The 20,697-nt window shown below is 67.1% G+C and carries 14 protein-coding genes and 1 pseudogene; 11 read left to right on the top strand and 4 right to left on the bottom strand.

The window, feature by feature from the left end; genetic code table 11:
* Window positions 1-72 precede the first annotated feature (72 nt).
* Genes AC27GT_RS05670 through AC27GT_RS05625 form a run of 10 tightly spaced genes read left to right on the top strand, consistent with a single transcriptional unit; the run spans window position 73 to window position 15,143 of the window.
* A complete protein-coding gene (locus AC27GT_RS05670; protein ID WP_041438626.1) occupies window positions 73-876 on the top strand; it encodes a carbohydrate deacetylase in 804 nt (267 codons plus the stop codon).
* On the top strand, window positions 873-2,126 hold the full coding sequence (locus AC27GT_RS05665) for an MFS transporter (protein ID WP_015717804.1): 1,254 nt from the start codon (window positions 873-875) through the stop codon (window positions 2,124-2,126). The genes AC27GT_RS05670 and AC27GT_RS05665 overlap by 4 nt, the downstream gene beginning before the upstream one ends.
* 6 nt (window positions 2,127-2,132) lie before the next feature.
* Complete coding sequence (locus tag AC27GT_RS05660; RefSeq protein ID WP_126164604.1) at window positions 2,133-3,857, top strand: glycoside hydrolase family 2 protein; 1,725 nt, start codon at window positions 2,133-2,135, stop codon at window positions 3,855-3,857.
* A gap of 24 nt (window positions 3,858-3,881) precedes the next feature.
* On the top strand, window positions 3,882-6,251 hold the full coding sequence (locus AC27GT_RS05655; protein ID WP_234944424.1) for a glycoside hydrolase family 31 protein: 2,370 nt from the start codon (window positions 3,882-3,884) through the stop codon (window positions 6,249-6,251).
* Window positions 6,248-8,320, top strand: coding sequence for a glycoside hydrolase family 2 TIM barrel-domain containing protein (locus AC27GT_RS05650; RefSeq protein WP_015717801.1), 2,073 nt, complete (start codon window positions 6,248-6,250; stop codon window positions 8,318-8,320). Before AC27GT_RS05655 ends, AC27GT_RS05650 begins: the two co-directional genes overlap by 4 nt.
* Window positions 8,320-9,606 (top strand): MFS transporter, encoded by a 1,287-nt coding sequence (locus AC27GT_RS05645; protein WP_041439002.1) that lies wholly within the window; start codon window positions 8,320-8,322, stop codon window positions 9,604-9,606. The genes AC27GT_RS05650 and AC27GT_RS05645 overlap by 1 nt, the downstream gene beginning before the upstream one ends.
* Window positions 9,607-9,618: 12 nt before the next feature.
* Window positions 9,619-11,067 carry a glycoside hydrolase family 36 protein gene (locus AC27GT_RS05640; RefSeq protein WP_015717799.1) on the top strand — a complete coding sequence of 483 codons (1,449 nt, stop codon included), beginning with the start codon at window positions 9,619-9,621 and terminating at the stop codon, window positions 11,065-11,067.
* Window positions 11,051-12,121 carry a galactose-1-phosphate uridylyltransferase gene (gene galT / locus AC27GT_RS05635; RefSeq protein ID WP_015717798.1) on the top strand — a complete coding sequence of 357 codons (1,071 nt, stop codon included), beginning with the start codon at window positions 11,051-11,053 and terminating at the stop codon, window positions 12,119-12,121. Before AC27GT_RS05640 ends, galT begins: the two co-directional genes overlap by 17 nt.
* Window positions 12,118-13,608 (top strand): glycerol kinase GlpK, encoded by a 1,491-nt coding sequence (glpK, locus tag AC27GT_RS05630; RefSeq protein WP_015717797.1) that lies wholly within the window; start codon window positions 12,118-12,120, stop codon window positions 13,606-13,608. The genes galT and glpK overlap by 4 nt, the downstream gene beginning before the upstream one ends.
* Window positions 13,605-15,143, top strand: coding sequence for an FAD-dependent oxidoreductase (locus AC27GT_RS05625; protein ID WP_015717796.1), 1,539 nt, complete (start codon window positions 13,605-13,607; stop codon window positions 15,141-15,143). Before glpK ends, AC27GT_RS05625 begins: the two co-directional genes overlap by 4 nt.
* Here the strand turns inward: AC27GT_RS05625 and ftsH are convergent.
* Entirely contained in the window at window positions 15,140-16,993 is a 1,854-nt protein-coding gene (gene ftsH / locus AC27GT_RS05620; protein WP_015717795.1) for an ATP-dependent zinc metalloprotease FtsH, read from the bottom strand. The two genes, AC27GT_RS05625 and ftsH, sit on opposite strands and share 4 nt — an antisense overlap.
* A 73-nt stretch (window positions 16,994-17,066) precedes the next feature.
* Between ftsH and AC27GT_RS05615 the strand changes: the two genes are divergently transcribed.
* A complete protein-coding gene (locus tag AC27GT_RS05615) occupies window positions 17,067-18,419 on the top strand; it encodes a tetratricopeptide repeat protein (RefSeq protein ID WP_015717794.1) in 1,353 nt (450 codons plus the stop codon).
* Here the strand turns inward: AC27GT_RS05615 and AC27GT_RS05610 are convergent.
* The 3 genes and pseudogenes from AC27GT_RS05610 to AC27GT_RS05600 all read right to left on the bottom strand — a co-directional run.
* Window positions 18,416-19,453 (bottom strand): DUF4388 domain-containing protein, encoded by a 1,038-nt coding sequence (locus tag AC27GT_RS05610; protein WP_015717793.1) that lies wholly within the window; start codon window positions 19,451-19,453, stop codon window positions 18,416-18,418. The two genes, AC27GT_RS05615 and AC27GT_RS05610, sit on opposite strands and share 4 nt — an antisense overlap.
* A gap of 3 nt (window positions 19,454-19,456) precedes the next feature.
* Complete coding sequence (ruvB, locus tag AC27GT_RS05605) at window positions 19,457-20,428, bottom strand: Holliday junction branch migration DNA helicase RuvB (RefSeq protein WP_015717792.1); 972 nt, start codon at window positions 20,426-20,428, stop codon at window positions 19,457-19,459.
* 73 nt (window positions 20,429-20,501) lie between these two features.
* A pseudogene (locus tag AC27GT_RS05600) lies at window positions 20,502-20,697 on the bottom strand (transposase); the annotation flags it as partial.

Genomic DNA, 20,697 nt, shown 5'->3' with positions numbered 1-20,697 from the left:
TTGGCCAAGCCCCTTTTTGCTTTTTTCCCTGGTGGTGCGCTAGGATGGAATCCGAAGGGAAAGGGGGTTTTTATGGACCTTCTGGAGCGGCTTGGGCTTCTTGGGCGGCGGGTCCTCCTCCTTCACCACGATGACCTGGGCCTGACCCATGCGCAAAACGGAGCCTACCAGGCCCTGGGATTTCCCACGGGGAGCGTGATGGTGCCGGGGGCCTGGGCCAGCGGGGTCAGGGGGGAGGATCTCGGGGTGCACCTGGTGCTCACCAGCGAGGGGCCTGCCCCCAGGATGCGGCCCCTCACGCCGGGGGAAAGCCTTCGGGACGAAGCGGGGTATTTCCCTTCTTCTCTGGAGGTTCTCTGGCAGAATGCCCGCCTCGAGGAAGTGGAGCGGGAGTTAAAGGCCCAGATTGAGGCGGCAAAAAGGCTATTCTCCCCCACGCACCTGGACACCCACCAGGGGGCGGTCCTTCGCCCCGACCTGGCGGAGATCTACGTGCGCCTGGCTGAGGAATACCGCCTGGTGCCCTTGATCCCGGAGAGCCTCGAGGGCCTGGGGGTCCCGCCTGTATTTTTGCCGGAGCTGGAAAGGCTCATGGCCCAGGTGCCTTTCCCCAGGGTGCGCTTCGTGGACCCCTATGGCCTTCCCCCGGAGGAGCGGCTTGGCTTTTACCTGGACCTGGCCAACCTCCCCCCGGGCCTTTACTACCTGGTCCACCACAGCGCCCTCCCCACCCCCGAGGGCCGGGCCCTTCCCGACTGGAGGACGCGGGAAGCTGACTACTTCGCCCTTGCCCACCCCGAGGTGCGCCGGGTCCTTTCCGAGTTCTACCCCCTCACCTGGCGGGCCGTGCGGGAAGTCCTTTGGGGGGCGTCATGAAAAAGTGGCGCTACGCCTCGGGGCAGCTGGGCCTCACCCTGGTTTCCGAAAGCTTCGGCACCTATCTGGCCTTCTTCTATCTGGAGAAGCTCGGCCTTTCCGCCGCCTTCTATGCCTTGGCCCGCACGGTGTATGCCTTCTGGGACGCCATCAACGACCCCCTGTTCGGCCACCTCTCCGACCGCACCAAGACCCGGCTGGGCCGCAGGCGGCCCTGGCTTCTTGTAGGTGTTCCCCTGTTTCTTCTCTTCTACCTCCTGGTCTTCTGGGTGCCGGACTGGGCCCGCTCCCCTCAGGTCCTGCCCTACTACTTTGCCGTGGGCATCGTCCTTTATGAAACCATGGCCACCGTGGTCTGGACCAACTACGGGGCCCTCTTCCCGGAGATGTTCCGGGGCCTTGGCGAGAGGGCGGGAGCCGCGGCCTTGAAGCGGGGCACGGAGCTTTTTGGCCTGATCCTGGGAATTGCCCTGGCCCCCTTGGTCTACGCCCAGGTGGGGTTTCTGGGCATGGCCCTCCTCTTCGCTGGGCTTGCCCTTATGGCCTTCTCGTGGTTCTTCCCGGGCATCCAGGAGGACCCCAGGGCGGAAAGTGGCCTGGGGCTAAGGGAGTCCTTCCGGCTGGTCCTGGCGAACCGGGCCTTCTGGGTGGCGGCTTTGGTGGGGCTTCTCTTTGAGTTCGGGCGCATGGTGATCCAGACAGGGATGGCCTTCTATGCCAAGCACAGCCTGGGCCTGCCGGAAGGGGCCACTACCTTTCTTTTCGCCGCCGTTTTCCTGGTGGCGATACCCTCGGTCTTCCTCTGGGGCCGGCTGGCAAGGACCCTGGGGGGCAAAAGGGCCTGGCGGCTCGCCCACCTCCTCATGGGCGTGGCGGCCTTGCTCCTTTTCCTTCCCCAAAGCCTCCTTCTCGCCATCCTGGTGGGCGCCCTGGTGGGGGTGGGGTTTGCCGGGGTGCGGGTCACGGGGGAGGTGGTGATGGCCAAGGTCATTGACCTGGACGCCGAGAGGACGGGCACCCGGCGGGAAGGAGCCTACTACAGCCTGGTGGGGCTTTTTGGCCGGGCCTCGGGGGCCTTGGTGGGGCTTTCCTTCGCCCTCCTTGGACCTCTTTTCGGGTACGTGAGCGGGGAAAACCCCGGGCCGAACCCGGGCCTGGCCTTCCGCTTCCTGGTGGCGGTGATCCCGGGGGTGGCCATCCTGCTGGCCTACTTCCTCGCGGCCCTTTTCCCCCATGAGATCAAGGAGTAGCGCCCTATGAAGCTGGACCCCAACCATCCCAGGCCCACCCTCCAGCGCCCGGGTTGGAAGAGCCTCGAGGGCCCGTGGAACTTCTCCTTGAACGAGGCCGAGGACCCCAAAAAGGTGCGCTTTGACCGTACCATTCGGGTGCCCTTTCCTCCCGAGTCCCCGGGTAGCGGCGTGGGCGAGCCCTGGGTGCAGGTGGCCTGGTACCGGAAGGTCCTAAGGATTAAGCCCAGGCCCAGCCTTCGGCTTTTCCTGCGCTTCGGGGCGGTGGACTACCGGGCGGAGGTCTTTTTGAACGGGGCCCGGGTCCTGGAACACGAAGGGGGGCATACCCCCTTCGGCCTGGAGCTCACCTCCTTCCTGGAGAGGCCCTTAGAGGTCCTGGTGCGAGCGGAGGACGATCCCTCGGATCCGGAAAAGCCTAGGGGCAAGCAGGCCCTGGGGGAGCCCGAGGGCATCTTCTACCCGAGGACCACGGGGATCTGGCAGCCGGTCTGGCTGGAATGGGTTCCCGAAAGCCACATCGCCTCCCTTCGCCTCCGCCCGGACCTCGAGGCCCTGGGCTTCCACCTGGAGGTCCAGGCCGTGGGGGAAGGGGATGCGGTGGAGGTGGCCCTTTTCCCGGGGGTGCGGGGGGAGGTTTTGAGGGAAAAGCCTTGGCTAGAAGCCCGTTTTCCCCTTGTGGGCGGGCTTGCCCGGGGGTTTTTGGGGCTTCCCCTAAAGGAAGAGGTGGGGGCAATCCTCTGGCGCCCGGAGAATCCGGTGCTTTTCCCCTTGCGCCTCCGCCTCCTCGGGGGAAGGCGGGTTCTGGACGAGGCCTACTCCTACGGGGGCTTAAGGGAAGTTTCCGCCCGGCAAGGGGTCTTCTTCCTCAACAGGGAGCCCTATTTCCCCAAGCTGGCCCTGGACCAGGGGCTTTGGCCGGAGGGGCACTTAGCCCCGCCTGGCCTCGAGGCCCTCAGGCAGGACATCCTCCTGGCCAAGGTCCTGGGCTTCAACGGGGTGCGCAAGCACCAGAAGCTGGAAGACCCCCGCTACCTCCACCTGGCGGACCGGTTTGGGCTATTGGTCTTCGCCGAGATGCCAAGCTTCTTCCGCTTCTCTCCCAGGGCCGCCCGGCGCTACCTGGCCGAGCTGGTGGCGGCCTTGGAGCGGGACCACAACCACCCCAGCGTGGTGGCCTGGGTCCTTTTCAACGAGAGCTGGGGCCTTTGGCCTTGGGGGCCTGAGGCTCGCTCCTTCCTCCAGGGCGTGTTTTTCCTGGCCCGCTCCTTGGACCCCACGCGCCTTTTGGTGGATAACGACGGCTTTGAGCACGGGTCCTTTTGGGACCTCTACACCGTGCACGACTACGCTCCCCCTGAGGTCCTTGCCCGCCGCTACCGCCAGAAGCCCTTTCCCCTGACCCCCATGGGCCGGCCCCTTTCCTGGGAGGCTCTTCCTGAAGGGGTGCGCCCCTTCCTTTCCGAGTTCGGGGGTGTGAGGCTCAAGGGCTCCACCCCGGGCTGGGGGTACCGGGAGGTGGAGGGGGAGGAGGCCTTCTTGCAGGAGGTACTCCGTTATTTGGAGGTGGCCTGCGAAAGCCTCCTGAGCGGGTTTTGCTACACCCAGCTTTACGACACCTTTCAGGAGGAAAACGGGCTTTTGGACTTCTGGCGCAGGCCCAAGGTGCCCCCGGAGAGGGTGCGGGCTTTCCTGGAGGGGTGCGAGGCCAGGCGGGTGCTTTGGGAGTAGGCTATGGGTGCACCGCGAAAGGGTTTGCTGAAGAAACTTTGGAATGCGGTGGAAACGGTGGCCCTTCTGGGCCCTGGGGTTCTCCTTTTGGCTATCCAGTACGCCAGGAAGCGGGATCGCTGGGAGCCCAAGGCCCCCTTCCTCCCGTGGCAAGGGGTGGGGAAGCCCCTGGGACTAAAGGCCATTCCCGGCGGGGTGAGGGTGCGTTTCCAGGAGGTGGAACTGGAAGCGGTCTTCCTGGGAGAGGACCTCCTCCGCCTCACCTGGTTTCCCGGCGAGGCGGTGCCTCCTTACGCCCTGGCGGAGGCGGGGGAAGCCTCCCCCTTTGAGCCTGAGCGCCAGGAGGGAGGCCGCCTTCTTAGAACCCCCCACCTGGCCCTGGCGGTGGAGGAGGAAGGGTTGACCTTCTGGGATGGGGCGGGAAGGCTTCTCAGGCAGGAGGCCTACCCCGAGCGCTCGGGGAGGGCCTGGCGGCACCGGGTGCACCTGGCCCCTGAAGAGAGGGTCTTTGGCCTTGGCGAAAGGGCCTATGCCTTGGACCGCCGGGGTGGGGTCTTCCGTTTCTGGAACCAGGACCCCGGGGGAAGCTACGGCCCCGGGGAGGATCCCCTCTACCTTTCGGTGCCCCTTTGGCTTTCCCAAAAGCTCGAGGGAGGGTACCTGGCCTTTTACGAGAACCCTGCGGATGGCTTTGCCGACCTGCGGGAAGGCGAGGCCCTGGTGGGCTTTCTTGGCGGAACCTTCCGCTACTACCTGATCCCCGGGCCCCTGGAGGAAGCCTTGGCCCGTTATGTGCGCCTCACCGGCCTTCCACCCCTGCCGCCCCGCTGGGCCCTGGGCTTCCACTATGCCCGCTGGGGGCTTAGGACCCGGAAGGAGGTGGAGGAGGTGGTGGAGGGTTTCCTGAAGCGGGACCTTCCCCTGAAGGCGGTCCACCTGGACATCGATTACATGCGGGGATACCGGGTGTTCACCGTGGATGAAAAGCGCTTTCCCGACCTTGGGGGCATGGTGCGGACCTTCCGGGAAAGGGGAGTGCACACGGTGCTTATCCTGGATCCTGGGATTAAGGGAGAAAAGGGATTTTCCCCTTACGAGGAGGGCCTGAGGGAGGGGGTGTTCTGCCGTTTGCCCACGGGGGAGGTCTTCCTGGGCCCTGTCTGGCCTGGACTTGCTGCTTTCCCCGACTTCACCGACCCCGGGGGCCGGGCCTGGTGGGGGGAGAGGCTTAAAGGCTTCTTGGACATGGGGGTTTCCGGCTTCTGGCTGGACATGAACGAGCCTGCCCTCTTCGCCGCCTGGGGGGAGCCCACCTTTCCCCGAAGCGTCCGCCATGCCCTCGAGGGCCAAGGGGGGGATCACACCCTGGCCCACAACCTCTACGGCTTCCTCATGGCCCGGGCCAGCTTTGAGGGATTCCGGGAACATGCCCCCCTTCGCCGGCCCTTCCTCCTCACCCGGGCGGGGTTTGCTGGGGTGCAGCGCTACGCCTGGGCCTGGACTGGGGATGTGGAGAGCACCTGGGAGGGCCTGAGCACCACCCTGCGGGCTCTCCTGGGGCTTTCCCTTTCCGGGGTGTACTTCGTGGGCTCGGACATCGGGGGCTTTAGCGGAAACCCCTCTCCCGAGCTCTATGTGCGCTGGTTCCAGCTTGCCGCCTTTACCCCCTTCTTCCGCCTCCACTCCGCCCGCTGGACCAGGCGCCGGGAGCCCTGGCGCTTTGGGGAGGAGGTTTTGGAGGGGGTGCGCTGGGCTATGGAGCTTAGGGAAAGGCTTCTTCCTTACCTCTACACCTTGGCCTATCGGGCAAGCCGGGAGGGGCTTCCCCTCCTCAGGCCCCTTTTCCTGCAAGGGGGCCAGCCCGATGGAGCAGACCTCGAGGAGGCCTTCTTGTTGGGAAGGGACATTCTGGTGGCCCCGGTCCTGGAGGAAGGGGCCAGGGCTAAGGAGGTGCCCTTGCCCAAGGGCGGGTGGTACCCCTGGGAGGAGGATGGAGTCCTGGAGGGCCCCGCCCGGGTGCGGCTTCCCGCTCCCCTAAAGCGGATTCCCCTTTTGGTGCGGGCCGGGTCCATCCTGCCCCTCTTGGAGGAAGGGGGCCTTGCCCTGCACCTTTACCCGGGGGAAGGCGGGGCGGAAGGCCACCTGTACTGGGATGAGGGGGACGGGGAAGGACCTTATCGGCTGGATCGGTTCCGCCTGCTCCCGGCGGAGGGGGGCTACCGCCTCCTTTGGGAAGGGGAGGGGGAGTACCCCTGGCCCTGGGAGGGAGTGAGCATCAGGCTTTGGGAGAGAAGGCTTTGGGGGGCCCGGGTGGAGGGAAAGGTCTACCCGTCCCAGGGAGGGCGGGTTTTCCTGCCTCCTTTCCGGGAGGCCCTGTTGGAGGTGGAGGGATGAGGTGGGAAAGAGCTTGGTTTTTGGCCCATGAGGCGAGGATCCCGGCGGAACTTCCCCAGGAGGGCTGGCGGGAGGTAGCCCTTCCCCACCAGTGGAGCCTGGGTGAGCCCGGGGGGCCGGAGGGCGCACGCCTGGAGGCGGAGGTGGGCTGGTACCGGCTTCTCCTTCCCGAGGGGGGCCCGAGGCGGTTCCTTTACGCCCTTGGGGACTATTACCAGGAGGCCTGGCTGGATGGCACCCACCTGGGACGGCACGAGGGGTACTTCTCCCCCTGGCTTCTGGAGCTTCCTCCTGGGCGGGAGCTTCTCCTTAGGGTTTCCGCCCCCAAGGAACCCCTGGGGGTCTGGCCCCGGTTCAAGCGGCAGATCAAGGGGGTCTTTGGGCAGCACGACTGCCGGCCCGGGGGGAGTTCGGAACGGGGCCAGGAGCGGGGAACGGGGGGCCTGTGGGGCGGGGTGGAGGTGTGGATGCGGGAGGAGGTGGCCCTTCTCGGCCTCACCCACCGCCTCCTTCCCCGGCCCGGGGGGTGGCGGCTATGGGTGCGCCTTTGGGTGGATGCCCCGAGGCCCTTCCGCGAGGAGGTGGCCCTCAGGATCCTCCCCGAGAACTTCTCCGGGGAGGCCCTGGAGCGGAGGCTAATCCTGGAGGGGGAAGGGGGACGGGGCTGGCAGGAGGTGGTCTGGGACCTGCCGGGGATGCCCCTGTGGGAGGTGTGGGAGCGGGGGTTCCCCCATCTCTTCCGCCTGGAGGCGGAGCTTCTAGGGGCAAGCCTCAGCGTGCCCTTGGGCTTCCGCACCGTGGAGCTGGACGGGGAGGGCTGGCTTCTTCTAAACGGCAGGAGGCTTTTCCTGAGGGGGACCAACATCATCCCCACCCAGTGGCTTGCCGGCTATAGCGAGGCCCTGGCCCAGAAGGACGTGGCCCTCCTCAAGGAGGCCAACCTGAACGCGGTGCGGGTCCACGCCCACGTGACCCACCCCGCCTTCTACCGGGCCTGCGACCAGGAGGGGATCCTGGTCTGGCAGGACTTCCCCTTGCAGTGGGGGTACGCCCCCGACGAGGCCTTCGCCCAGGAGGCCTTGCGCCAGGCAAGGGCCATGGTGGAGGTCTTAGGGGCCCATCCCTCCCTTTACCTCTGGTGCGCCCAGAACGAGCCCACCCACAACCGCCACACCTTAGGCCCCCTCCTTTCCGCTGCCCTCAGGGCCGAAGACCCCACCCGCCCGGTGAAGGAGGCCTCCGACTTCCGCGAGCACCCCTACCCCGGGTGGTACTGGGGGCACCTGCGGGACTTCCTGGCCCTCCCCGGGGCCCCTCTTCCTTCCGAGTTCGGGGCCCAAGCCCTGCCCCGGGCGGAACTCCTGCGCCGGGTCCTAGGGGAGGCGGCCTGGCCTCCCAGGTGGGAGGTCTACTCCTACCACAACTTCCAGCCCCACGAGACCTTCCGGGTGGCGGGGGTGGAGGTTGGGGGGTCCCTGGAGGAGTTTGTGGAGAACTCCCAGGCCTACCAGGCGAGGCTACTGGAGTTTGCCATCCACGCCTACCGGCGGGGGAAGGGGAGGGTGGTGGGCTACTTCCAGTTCATGTTCGTGGAGCCCTGGGAGGGGATCACCTGGGCGGTGGTGGACGTGGAGCGGGTGCCCAAGAAGGGCTACCACGCCCTGAAGGAGGCCAGCAGCCCGGTTCTCCTCTCCCTGGTTCCCTACCGGGAAAGGATGGAGGTGGGAGGGCCTCCCCTGCAGGAGGCCTGGCTCATAAGCGACCTGGAAAGGCCCTTAAGCCTTCGGGTCCACCTTTTCCTGGAAGGCCCGCAAGACCTTTCCCTTTACGAGGAGGAGGTGGCCCTGGCCCCCGGGGAGGCCCGAAGGTTTTTCAGCCTGGGCGAGCTTTGGGAAAGCCCCCTCGAGGTCCAGGCCCGCTACCTTCCCCTCCAGGAGGCCTTGAGGCGGCTTCCCCCTGGCGCCTACCGCCTGGTGGGGGAGGCCTACGAGGGGGAGAGGCTCTGGTCCCGCCATGTCCTCGAGGTGGAGTATCTGGAGCCTATCCTGCCCCTGGGGGTGGCCTGGTGATCCCGGCCCATATCGCCTATGCCCTGGGTGCTTTGGGCCTAACCCTGCCGGGCCAGACCTTCGGCACCTACCTGGCCTTTTACTACCTGGACCATCTGGGTTTGGCCGCCAGCGCCTTCGCCTTGGCCCGCTTGGTTTTTTCCGTCTGGGATGCGGTGAACGATCCCCTTTTCGGCTACCTCTCCGACCGCACCAGGACCCCCTGGGGCCGGAGGCGGCCCTGGCTTTTTGTAGGGCTTCCCTTTTTGCTTTTGGCCTTCTACCTCACCTTTAGCGTTCCCGGGCCCTTCCTTCAGGGGCCTGCCCTCTTCTGGTATTGCCTTGGGGTGATCCTGCTCTTTGAGACCTTCGCCGCCCTCACCTGGGTGAACCATGCGGCCCTTTTCCCCGAGCTTTTCCGCAAGGAGGAGGAGCGGGCCCGGGCCAACGCCTGGCGGCAGGGGTTCTACTTCGTGGGCCTGGCGGTGAGCATCGCCCTGACCCCCTTGGTCTACACTGCCTTGGGTTTCCCCGGCATGGCCCTCCTCTATGGGGGCCTCGGGGGCCTTCTGGTCCTCCTTTTCCTCAAGAGCATCCGGGAGGATCCCAAGGCCCAGGAGGCGGAGCCCCTTCCCTTTATCCCCGCCTTCCGCTACACCCTGGGGAACCAGGCCTTCTGGATCTACTCCCTGGCCGCCTTGTTCCTCCTCTTCGCCGTGGGGCTTTTCGGGGCGGCCATGCCCTTTTACGCCAAATACGCCTTGGGCCTTGGGCCGGAGGCCACTTCCTTGCTCTTCGCTACGGTGCTCCTGGCCGCTTTGCCCTCGGTCTTTCTCTGGGCCCGGCTGGCAGGGACTTTGGGCTCCAAGGGAGCCTGGCTCCTGGCCATTTTCCTCTTGGCCCTGGGGGCCCTTCTCCTCTTCCTGCCCCGCACTCTTCTTGAGGCTCTTCCCGTGGGCCTTCTCATCGGGGTGGGGTTTGGCGGGGTGCTGGTCCTGGGGGATGTCCTTCTGGCCGAGGTGATCGACCGGGACGCCGAGGTTACGGGGAGGAGGCGGGAAGGGGTCTACTATAGCGTGTACGGCTTCATCAACCGCCTTTCCGGGCCCCTACAGGCTCTTTCCTTTGCCCTCCTTACTCCCCTCTTCGGCTACGTGAGCGGGGAGGTGCCGGGCCCGCGTCCCGAGGCCGCCTTCCGCTTCCTTATGGCGGGTCCACCCTTTTTGGCTACGCTCTTGGCCTTGGCCCTAGCCTTTCGCTTCCCTTACGGAGCGAAGGGTAGAATGCCGGGGGCAGGAAGCTCCTAGGGAGGATGGGGCATGCGGCTGGAGTTCTCGGATCCTCTTCGGGAAAGCCGCCTCGAGGTGCCGGTCCTGGCGGAGGCCTTGGGGCCTGTTCCCGGGGGTTACCTCCTGAGGGGCCGGGAGGTGCGGGTCTTTGCTCCCTTTGCCTCGAAGCGCTTCTGCCGCCACGGCTGGCAGAGCTGGAGCCTCACCACCTGGGTGGACCTAAACTTTCCCCCGAAGCCCCTTTTCCCCGAGGCCCGCAGGCCCCAGGCGGACGACCCCTTCCTCCTCGAGGCTTCCGAGTGGTGGGGAAGCGGCCTAGGGGCCCTCGAGGGGCCAGATGGGAAGGTACTTCTCCTGGGGGCCCTGGGCGTGGGGGCGCGGGTCTTGGGGCGCGAGGACCTCCTCCTGGGCCGCTACGCCGAGGAGGAGGGGGAGTGGTTTCTGGGCTACGGGGAGCCAACGGAGGTGTTCGCCGCCTATGGCAGGCTCCTTCCCAGGCGGCTTTCCAAAGGGCCTCCCAGGCTGTGGTGCTCCTGGTATAGCTTCTACAACCGGATCCATGAGGCCTTGCTCCTCGAGGTGCTGGAGGAAGTGGCCGGGCTTCCCTTTGAGGTCTTCCAGATCGACGACGGCTGGCAGCGGGCCCTTGGGGACTGGGAACCCAACGAGCGCTTCCCCCGGGGGATGGCGTTTTTGGCGGAGAGGATCCGGGAAAAGGGCTTCAGGGCGGGGTTATGGCTGGCTCCCTTTTTGGTGACGCCGGATAGCCCCCTTGTGCGGGCCCATCCCGAGTGGATCCTGCGGGACGGGGAGGGAAGGCCCATCCCCGCGGGCTTCAACTGGTGGAAACCCCTATACGCCCTGGATTCGGGCAACGAGGAGGTTTTGGACCATGTGGCGGGCTTGGTGCGCAAGGTGCGGGCCTGGGGGTACGACTACCTGAAGCTGGATTTCCTCTACGCCGCTGCTTTACCCGGGGCCGAGGGGGAGGTGCGGTACCGTAAGGCCATGGAGCGGATCCGCGAGGAGGCAGGGGAGGCCTACCTTCTCTTTTGCGGCGCTCCCATCCTGGCCTCCTTGGGGCTTGCCGATGGCCTCAGGGTGGGTCCGGATGTGGCCCCCTACTGGGACAACGAGGACCGCTCCTTCTGGCTACAGGACCCCACGGGCCCGGGGCTAAGGAACGCCCTCCGCACCACCCTGCACCGGCTTTGGTTGCGGGAAAACGTCCAGGTGGACCCGGATGTGGCCTTTTTCCGGAGCCGTTTCTCGTTGCTGTCCCTTGAGGAGATGCGCCTGCAGGAGGCCATGGGGGAGATCACGGGCTTCAAGGCCACCTCCGACCCGCCCTCCTGGCTTTCCCCGGAGGAAAGGGAAAGGCTTTGGGCCTTCCTGAGCCGGGATAAGGAGGTAAAGCCCCTTGGCCCCTACCGTTTCCGGGTGGGGGAGGAGGTGTTGGACTATGCCTTCCTTTTATAAGCATGTGCATCGCAAGAAGGACGGGCGGGAGCTGATCCTTTACGGGCTTCATCCCCTCGAGGTGGAGGTCTTGCCCGTGGCCGAGGAGCCTTCCTTGCCGCAGGAGGCGGGGTCCATCTCCCCAAGCCCGCACCTCCGCTACCACCCCTTGCGGGGGGAGTGGGTGGTCTACGCGGCCCACCGCCAGGAGCGCACCTTCTTGCCTCCCAAGGAGCACTGCCCCCTTTGCCCAAGCCAGGAGGGGGGCTTTCCCACGGAGATTCCCTTTGACCGTTTTCGGGTGGCGGTCTTTGAAAACCGGTTCCCCTCCCTGGTGCCAAGGCCCACTCCTCCTCCGGATGGGCTTCCCGTTCCCGCGGAGAGGGCTTTGGGCCGGTGCGAGGTGGTGGTGTACACCCAGGCCCACGTGGGAAGCCTGGCCACCCTCACGGAGGAGGAAAGGCTCCTCCTGGCCTGGGTTTGGCGGGACCGGTACCGGGCCTTGTATGCCCTCGAGGGGATCCGGTTCGTCATGCCCTTCGAGAACCGGGGGGAGGCGGTGGGGGTGACCCTCCACCATCCCCACGGGCAGATCTACGCCTACCCCTTTGTGCCCCCCATCCTGGAGCGGGAAAGCCAGGCCTTTAGGGAAAGGCCCGTGCTCCTGGAGCTTTTTCCCCACCTGGAGCCCTACCGGGTGGACCAGGAGGAGGGGTTTTTGGCCTTCGTGCCCCCCTTCGCCCGCTACCCCTTTGAGGTCTGGGTGGCTCCTCTGGAGCGCCACCCAGGGCTTTGGACCTTTTCCGAGGAAGAGATGGCCGCCTTCGTCCGGCTTCTGGGCCGGGTGGTGGCCCGCTACGACGCCCTTTTCGGGGAGCCCTTCCCCTACGTGATGGTTTTCCACGCCGCCCCCTTGGGGGAGGAACGCACCTTTCATTTCCATGTGGAGTTCTACCCCCCCAAAAGGGCCAAGGACAAGCTCAAGTTCCTGGCGGGCACGGAGCTTGGGGCGGGCACCTTCGTGGTGGACGCCCTGCCCGAGGATTCCGCTAGGAGGTTACGGGAGGCTCTATGAAGTACCTTTTGGCCCTGGACCAGGGCACCACCAGCAGCCGGGCCATCCTCTTCAGCCTGGAGGGGAGGCCTGTGGCCATGGCCCAGAGGGAGTTCCGCCAGCTCTACCCGAGGCCGGGCTGGGTGGAGCACGATCCCCTGGAGATCTGGGAAAGCCAGCTTGGGGTGGCCCAGGAGGTCTTGCGCCAGGCCGGGGTGGAGGCCAGGCAGGTGGTGGCCCTGGGCCTCACCAACCAGCGGGAGACCACCCTCGTGTTTGAATGGGGCACGGGGAGGCCCCTCTATAACGCCATCGTCTGGCAGGATAGGCGCACGGCCTCCCTGTGCCAGGAGCTCAAGGCCCAGGGCTTGGAGCCCCTCTTCCGGGAGCGCACCGGGCTTCTTCTGGACCCCTACTTCTCCGGCACCAAACTGGCCTGGCTGTTGGCGAACGTGCCCGGCCTTAGGGAGCGGGCGGGGAGGGGGGAGGTTCTTTTCGGCACCGTGGACACCTGGCTCCTCTACCGCCTCACGGGGGGCAGGGTGCACGCCACGGATCCCTCCAACGCCAGCCGCACCCTGCTTTTTAACCTGCACACCCTCTCCTGGGACGAGGAGCTTCTGGGGATTCTGGGGATCCCCCCGGCCATGCTGCCCGAGGTGCGCCCCTCGGATGGGGAGTTTGGGGCGACCCTCCCGGAGCTCTTCGGGGCCCCCATCCCCATCCGGGGGGTGCTGGGGGACCAGCAGGCGGCCCTCTTCGGCCAGGCGGCCTTGGCGGCAGGGCAGGGGAAGTGCACCTACGGGACCGGGGCCTTCCTGCTCCTGAACACGGGAGAGCGGCCCGTCCCTTCCCCCAAGGGCCTCCTCAGCACCGTGGCCTGGAGCGTGAGGGGCAAGGTCAGCTACGCCCTGGAGGGAAGCGTCTTCATGGCGGGGGCGGTGGTGGGGTGGCTTCAGGGCCTGGGCCTGATCCGGGAGAGCGCCGAGGTGGAGGCCCTGGCCCGGGAGGTGGCGGACAGCGGGGGCGTGTACCTGGTTCCCGCCTTCACCGGCCTGGGGGCCCCCTACTGGGACCCCTACGCCCGGGGGGCCATCCTGGGCCTCACCCGGGGGACCAGCAGGGCCCACCTGGCCCGGGCGGCCCTGGAGGGGGTGGCCTTCCAGGTGCTGGACGTGGTGCGGGCCATGGAGGGGGAGGCGGGGCTTTCCCTGGAGGAGCTCCGGGTGGATGGGGGCATGGCCCAGAACGCCCTTTTCCTGGAGATCCAGGCGGACCTCCTGGGGGTGCCGGTCCTCAGGCCCAGGGTCACGGAGACCACCGCCCTGGGGGCGGCCTGGATGGCCGGGGTGGGGGCGGGGGTCCTGGGGCTGGAGGCGGTGCGGGAAGCCTGGACCCTGGAGGCCCGCTTTCTCCCCCGCCTATCCCCCTCCCGGCGGGAGGCCCTACATCAGGGCTGGCGGCGGGCGGTGGAGCGGGCTTTGGGCTGGGCGAGGGAGGAGGGATGACCCCAAGCCGGGAGGAGCTCTGGGAGCGCCTGAAGGAGCCCCTGGACCTCCTGATCCTGGGGGGTGGGGCCACGGGGGCGGGGGTGTTGTGGGAGGCCACCCTAAGGGGCCTGAGGGCGGCCTTGGTGGAGGCAGGGGACTTCGGGGCGGGGACCAGCAGCCGCTCCACCAAGCTCCTCCACGGGGGGGTGCGCTACCTGGAGCTGGCGGTGCGGCACCGGGACCCCAGGCAGCTTCGCCTGGTGCGGGACGCCCTCCGGGAGAGGAGGGTGGTGATGGAGCTCGCCCCCCACCTGGCCAGGCCCTTAACCCTCCTCACCCCCCTCTTCCGCCCCCTGGAGATCCCCTACTACGGGTTCGGCCTCAAGCTCTACGACCTGTTGGCGGGAAGGAGGCGGCTGGCCCCAAGCCGCTACGCTCCTCCCAGGGAGGTGCAGGCCCTCTTCCCCGGCCTTCCCCCCACCCTGGGGGGCATCCTCTACCAGGATGGGCAGTTCGCCGACTACCGCCTGAACCTGGCCCTCATCCTCTCCGCTATCGCGCGGGGGGCGGTGGCCCTGAACCACGCCGAGGCCACGGGCTTCCTCCGGAAGGGGGGAAGGGTAAGGGGGGCGGTGGTCCGGGACCGCCTGAGGGGCCGGGAGGTGGAGGTCCAGGCCCGGGCGGTGGTGAACGCCGCTGGCCCCCAGGCGGACCGGGTGCGCCACCTTTTGGATCCCCATCTTCCCCCCCTCCTCACCCCCTCCAGCGGGACCCACCTGGTCCTGGACTACCCCCTGCGGGTGGGCCTCCTCCTGCCCAGGACCCGGGACGGCCGGGTCCTCTTCCTCCTGCCCTGGCAGGGCCGGGCCCTTCTGGGTACCACCGACCTCCCCGCCGAGGCCACCGCCTGCCCCCTGCCCCGGGAGGAGGAGGTGGCCTACCTCCTGGAGGAGATCCGGCCCTACCTGGGAGACCTCTCGGATAGGGTCCTGGCCGCCTGGGCGGGCCTCAGGCCCTTGGTGGGGAAGGGGGAGACCCGGCTTTTGGTGCGGGACCACCTCATCGTGGAGGAACAGGGCCTCTACACCCTCACCGGGGGCAAGTGGACCACCTTCCGCCTCATGGCCCTGGACCTCCTGGAACGCCTGGCCCGGGACCTCTCCCTTCCCCTCCCTCCTTCCCCAAGCCACCGCACCCCCCTCCTGGGAGCGGGGCCCAGGCCTCCCCTGCCCCTGCCGGAGGGGGTGGCTGAACACCTCTACGCCCACTACGGCACCCTGGCCCCCGAGGTGGCGGCCTTGGGGGATAGGCCCCTTCTCCCCGGGCTTCCCTACCTGGAGGGGGAGGTGGTGTGGGCGGTGAGGGAGGAGCTTGCCCAAAAGCCCCTGGACGTGCTGGCCCGCAGGCTGGGCCTGGCCCTTCTGGACCGGAAGCGGGCGGAGGAGGCCCTGCCCCGGGTGGGGGACCTCATGGCCCCCCTCCTGGGCTGGGATGATCCCACAAAGCAGGCCCTCCTCTCGGAGGCCGAAAAGGCTCTTCCCGCCCTTTGCTAGGCGCTTTCCTCTGAGGCCCTTTGCACCGCCTGGGCTTCCTTAAGGATGGCCCGCACCCGCTCCCCGGGGATGGTTTCCTCCCTAAGGAGTTCCTCGGCGATCTTGTGCATGGCGGGGGCGTGCTCCATGAGGACCTGGCGGGCCTTGGCGTAGGCTTCGTCCAGGATCTTGCGGATGTCTTGGTCGATGAGGCGGGCGGTTTCCTCGGAGTGGTCCTTCTTCTTGGCGATCTCCTCACCCAGGAAGATGGGGCCGGAGTCCGAACCCCAGGCGATGTTCTTGAAGTGCTCCCCCATACCCCAGTCCAGGACCATGCGTTTGGCGATCTGGGTGGCCCGTTTGAAGTCGTCCTGGGCCCCGGTGGTCACGGTGCCGGTGAAGAGCTCCTCCGCCACCCGGCCCGCCATGAGGACGGCCAGTTCGTCCATGAGGTGGTCCTTGGAAACCAAAACCCTTTCCTCGGGTTTGCTCCAGCGGGCACCCAAGGCCATGCCCCTGGGGACGATGGAAACCTTCTCGGTTTTGTCGGCGTGGGGCAGAACCTCGCCCACCACGGCATGCCCGGCCTCATGGTAGGCCACGGCCCTCTTCTCTTCCTCGGAAAGCTTAAGGGCAGGCCGCTCGAGGCCCAGGACGATCTTGTCCAGGGCCTTCAGGAAGTGCTCCTTGCGGATTTTCTTGGCGCCATCCCGGGCCGCCAGCAGGGCTGCCTCGTTGACCAGGTTCTTCAGGTCGGCCCCGGAGAAGCCCGGGGTGAGGTGGGCCAGCTCCAGGGCGTCCACCTCCTCGGCGATGGGTTTACCCCGCATGTGCACCAAGAGGATATCCCGGCGCTCCTCCAGGGTGGGAAGGCCCACCACCACCTGGCGGTCAAAGCGCCCGGGGCGCAGCAGGGCGGGGTCCAGGATGTCCGGGCGGTTGGTGGCGGCCAGGACGATCACTGAGGTGTCCTTTTCGAAGCCGTCCATCTCGGAAAGGATCTGGTTCAGGGTCTGCTCCCGCTCGTCATGGCCACCCCCGATGCCTGCCCCCCGTTTGCGGCCAATGGAGTCCAGCTCGTCGATGAAGATGATGCTGGGAGCGTTCCGTCGGGCGTCCTCAAAGAGGCTTCGCACCCGGCTTGCCCCCACGCCCACGAACATCTCCATGAACTCGCTGGCGGAGACGGAGAAGAAGGGTACGCCTGCTTCCCCCGCCACCGCCCGGGCCAGAAGGGTCTTGCCGGTTCCGGGAGGGCCCACCAGGAGAACTCCTTTGGGGATTTCCGCGCCCAGCTCCAGGTACTTCTTGGGGTTCTTGAGGAAGTCCACCACCTCCATGAGTTCCCGCTTGGCTTCCTCGTGGCCGGCCACGTCCTTGAAGGTGGTGTTGACCTGCTTCTCCTTCCCGTAAAGCTTGGCCCGGCTCTGCCCGAACTGCATCACCTGCCCGGCCCCGCCCTGGGCCCGCATGAAGAAGAACCAGAAGAAGACGATGAGGAGGAGGGTGGGTCCCAGGTACAGGAGGAACTGGGGCCACAGGGAGGGAGGTTTGGTGACGATCCTCACCCCGTTTTCCTCCAGGAAGCGGAGAAGCTCGGGGTCGGTCACCTGGGCTGGGGGCAGGGGCACGGCGAAGCGCCTGGCCACCTGGCTTCCCCCCTGCGGGGTGGGGAAGCGCTCGGGTTCCTTCAAGGTGCCCAGGATGCGGGTTTCCTCCAGGGTCACCTCCGCCACTTTGCCCTGGCGCACCAGGGTGCGGAACTCCGTGTAGGGAAGGGTGGGGGCTGGGGGGCCCGTGAAGGCGGTATAGGCCAGATAGCCTAGAAGGAGCAAGAAGACTAGGGTGAAGGGGTTGATCCGCTGCGGCAAGGTCTACCTCCCTGGTCCTATGGTAGCGCCTTTGCGGTGAGAGGACTGAGGGGTGTGGTATCCTCTAGCGGCGATGAAGGGGGTCCTCGAGGCCCTGCACCAAGGGGATTACGATACCGCCATCGAGCGCCTTACCCGGAAGGCCCTGTTCGGCTCCAAGGGGGAGGCCCGGGAGGCCCTTTTGCTCCTGGCGGAGGTGCACAGCCTCTACGGGGAGGAGGGGCTGGAGAAGGCCCACCGGGCCTTGGAGGAGGCCTATGAGCTTGGGGGGTTGGAGTACGACCCCCTGTACCGGGCCCTTCTGGGGGAGCTTCTGGCCCTCGAGGGCCGGGGGGAAAAGGAGGTGCTGGCCCTGTTCCTTCCCACGGAGGACCCCCGGGCCCGCTACCATCAGGCCCAGGCCCTTTTCTACCTGGGCCGGTTTGAGGAGGTTCTGAGGACGCTCAAGGAGGGGCTTCCCGCCTTTTTGGCCTGGCGGGCGGAGGGGCTTAAGGGAAGGGCCTTGGAAAGGCTCGGCCGCTACCGGGAGGCCGCTTTGGCCTACGAGAGGGGGGCGGAGCTGGCCTTGGGGCTGGAGCGCTACTGGCTCCTTTTGGATGCTGCCGCCATGTGGCTGGAGGTGGGGGAGGGGGAAAGAGCCCTTCTGGCCCTCGAGGAGGCCTCGGGAGCCGTGGGGGAGGAGCCCGTGGAGGACGCCGCCACCCGCCACTACCTCCTGGCCCGGGCCCATCTCCTTCTGGATAACCCCAACCGGGCCCTGGAGGAGGTGCAGAGGGCTTTGGCCTTGGAGGAGGAAGGCGGCCACAAGGCCTATGGCACCCCCCTTCTGCAGGGGCAGATCCTGCTCCGCCTGGGCCGCTACGCTGAGGGCATGGCGGCCTTCCAGGAAGCCTTGGCCAGGGCTGAGGGTCTGGAGAAGGGATACGTTCTCCACGAGATGGCGGTGGCGGCCTTGGACCAGGGGGCCTACCTGGAGGCGGAGGAGTACCTGGAGGCCCTTTTGCGGGAAGAGGGCTACCCCTACCGGGCCCAGGCCCTGGCGGACCTGGCCGAGGCTTTGTACCGCCAGGGGCGGTACCAGGAGGCGGAGGAAATGGCCCATAGGGCCATGCGCCAGGGGGCGGAGGCGGCAGGGGAGCTCATCCTGGGCCATATCGCCTACGACCTGATGCACCTGGAAGAAGCCTTGGCCCATTACCGTAAGGCGGCGGAGGTTTCCGAGGAGGGAAGCCGGGAGTGGGTGGGAGCCCAGGAGATGGTGGTGGACACCCTGGTCCAGCTGGGTTACCGCTCTCCTGAGGAAATCCTGGCCCGTGCGGAGGCGGTGCTGCCCCATGTCCACCCCGCCGACGAGTGGCACCAGGCCCTGGTGGCCTACCGGGAGCGGGCGGAGGCCATCCTGCGGGAGGGAAGACGGCCCAACTAGGTCCCGCCCCGCCTTAAGGGGGCCAGGGCCTTAAGCACCTCCTGGGCCTTTAAGGGTTTGGGAAGATGCAAAACCCTGAGGGGACGGAAGAGAAGCCCCGGGGGGGTTTCGCTCACCACGTACAGGGAGGCCAGCTTGCCCTCGGGGTGGGCCCGGAGTTTTCGGGCCATTTCTAAGGTCCTTTCCCCCTGGAGGATGATGGCCTTGGGCCTTTCCTTGAGAAGGCGCAGGGCCATCTCCAGATCCAGGGGAAGCTGCACCCGGTAGCGGTGGGCCTCCAGGAGGTAGAGGAGAAGCCGCCGCACCACCCCGCTTTCCGCCAGCACCAGGACCAGGGGGTCGTCCGCAAGCAGGGTGGAAGGGCGGATCAGCCCCCGGCTTTTCAGCTCAAAGAGGATATGGTAAACCTGCTCTTCCGGAAGGCCGGATAGCAGGGCCACGCTTCTCGCCCGGCGCACCCCGTCCAAGAGTTCCAACACCGTCCAGGCCTCGGGGGTGAGGGGGTGGCGGGTGGGGTCCTCCACCAGGTGGAAGACCTCGTCGGGGTCCACCTGGGCCTGGCGCCACTCGTCCAGGCGCCGGGCGGCTTCCAGAAGGGTGGCCTTGGTTTCCAGGGTTTCCGGCAAGGCCACCTGGCTTCCCTCCTCGAGGGGCTCAGCCAGGATCTCCCCTTCCTTCTCCCCCAGCAGGGTGGCCAGGGCCTCCAGGACCTGGGCCTCGAGGGCCTCCCTTAGCTCCTCTTCCCCGATGAGGCCCAGCTCCAGGGCCAGGGCCCCCAAGGGGGTTCCGGGGTTTTCCCGCCCCTGGCGCTCCACTAACTCCTGAACTTCCTCCAGGGAAAGGTGGCCAAGGCGCACCAGGTACTCCCCCAGGTGGGGTCCCGGCTCGGTGCGGGCGTAGAGGATGCGCCCGTGGAGGAGGTGGATCCTGCCGTAAAGGCGCCCCCGGAAGGTCACCACGGCGCTTTTGCGGTGGTCGGCCAGGGCTTTCAGGAGTTCCGCCAGGTCCAGTTCTTCCAGGGTGGCCCGTACCATGGCCTAGAGAAGGGGTTCCACGGGAGGGGGATAGCCCAGGTGGCGGTAGGCCCGTTCCGTGGCCACCCGGCCCCGGGGGGTGCGCTTCAGGAGCCCCTGCTGGATGAGGTAAGGTTCGTGGACCTCTTCCAGAGTACCTGGATCCTCGGAGACGGCGGTGGCCAGGGTCTGCAGGCCCACCGGGCCGCCTCCGAAGCGCAGGATCAGGGTTTCCAGGATCTCCCGGTCCCGTTTCTCCAGGCCCAGCTCGTCCAGGCCCAAGGCGTTTAGGGCTTCCAGGGTCCTTTCCTGGGTGATGGTCTCCTCCCCCGCCACCTGGGCGAAGTCCCGCACCCGCCGGAAAAGCCGTTTGGCCACGCGCATGGTGCCCCGGCTTCTTTTGGCGATCTCCAGGGCGGCTTCCTCGGTGATGGCCACCCCTAGAAGCCTCGCGTCCCGCCTGACCCCTTCGGCCAGCTCCTCCAGGGAGTAGTACTCCAGGTGCTCCACGATGCCGAAGCGGCTCCGCAAGGGGGCGGTGATGAGGCCCGGGCGGGTGGTGGCCCCGATCAGGGTGAAGCGGGGAAGCTCCAGGCGGATGGTGCGGGCCGCGGGCCCCTGGCCGATGACGATGTCCATCTTGAAGTCCTCCATGGCCGGGTAGAGGTGCTCCTCCGCCTGGCGGCTTAGCCGGTGGATCTCGTCGATGAAGAGGATGTCCCCTTCCTCCAGGGAGTTGGCCAGGATGGCGGCCAGGTCGCCGGGTTTCTCTATGGCGGGCCCCGAGGTGACGCGCAGGTTCACCCCAAGCTCGTGGGCGATCACGTGGGCCAGGGTGGTCTTGCCCAGGCCTGGGGGGCCGAAGAGGAGGAGGTGCTCTAGGGGCTCCCCCCGGGCCTTGGCCGCCTCGAGGTACACCCTCAGCTTCTTCTTCAACCTCTCCTGGCCGATGTACTCGTCCAGGGTCCTGGGCCTTAGGGCGAGGTCCGGGTGCATTTCCACGCCCTTTCATGATAGCCTTTTCCCGTGCGCCGGACGGTTAAGGAGTTCCGTCACGCAGACTTGACCGCTATGCCGCATAGAGCCCCAGGAAGCGCAGGGCGGAGAGGGGGTTGAAGGAGAAGGCCTCCAAGGCCGCCTTCTTCTCCCTGACCCCTTGGCGGTGAAGCATGGAGACCAGAAAGGCCCGGAGGGCCGCCAAGACCTGTGCCCCCACCCCCCGCACCTGGCAGGCATCCTCGTGGAGGAGAACGTCCCGTACCCAA

The organism is Thermus sp. KWY1 (genome assembly GCF_057547025.1).
The sequence above is the reverse complement of the archived record's forward strand: the minus strand, read 5'-3'. Positions and strand labels throughout refer to the sequence as shown.